The organism is Roseisolibacter sp. H3M3-2, from assembly GCF_029211165.1.
Classification (GTDB): Bacteria; Gemmatimonadota; Gemmatimonadetes; order Gemmatimonadales; family Gemmatimonadaceae; genus Roseisolibacter.
This window is the reverse complement of the sequence record NZ_JARGEK010000775.1, coordinates 1-634: the sequence shown is the minus strand read 5'-3', so window position 1 is coordinate 634 and position 634 is coordinate 1. Positions and strand designations below refer to the sequence as shown.

At 67.7% G+C, this 634-nt stretch carries 1 protein-coding gene and 1 pseudogene; both read left to right on the top strand.

Annotated elements, in window-relative coordinates; all coding sequences use genetic code 11:
* Window positions 1–301 (top strand): hypothetical protein (locus PYV61_RS26345; RefSeq protein ID WP_275836859.1); only part of this gene is annotated, 301 nt, incomplete at its 5' end.
* Window positions 302–304: 3 nt separating this feature from the next.
* A pseudogene (locus PYV61_RS26340) lies at window positions 305–634 on the top strand (hypothetical protein); the annotation flags it as partial.

The following is a 634-nucleotide window of genomic DNA, read 5'->3' as shown; positions in this document are numbered from 1 at the left end:
CTATCTGCCGCTGCTGAAGGCGATCAACGACAACGACCTGCCTGGTTTCGCCAATGGCGGCCTAGCCGGGATCACCAGCATTCCAAGTCTGCCGCGCGTGCCGCAGCTACAGCGCCGAGAGGATCGGGTGGTCTGGGAGGTTCGTACCGAAGACGGCCTTGACGTGAGAATTCGTCGGGTCTCGGCAGAGACGGCTCAGCCCATCGCGGCCAGCTATTCGCAGGCCGCGATGGTCGGCGCCGTGGGCGAAACGCAGATCCGGAGCGCCCGCAGGCAGGGCCGCAAGTTGGGGCTGGGCTAAGCCATGGCGATCCTGCTTCCGCATCTGCCGGGCATCCGCTCGGCGGAGCCCGAGCTCATGGACTTCGGCAACGTGCTGCAGGGACCGCAAGGCGGTGCTGCCCAGCGCCTGAACCGGATCGGAGATCGCTTTGCCATATCGGTTGAGCTGCCGCCGGCGCTGAGCGCCACGCATGGCCGGATCTATGTGGCCCGGCTGCTGAAGGCGCGACGCGAAGGGGCGCTCTACCCTTTTCCGCAGCCCGGGCTGGAAATCGGGGCGCCAGGTCTGCCGGTTGTTGACGGCAACGACCAGGCCGGCTCGGTGCTGAAGGTCCGCGGCGCGACGCCGCAC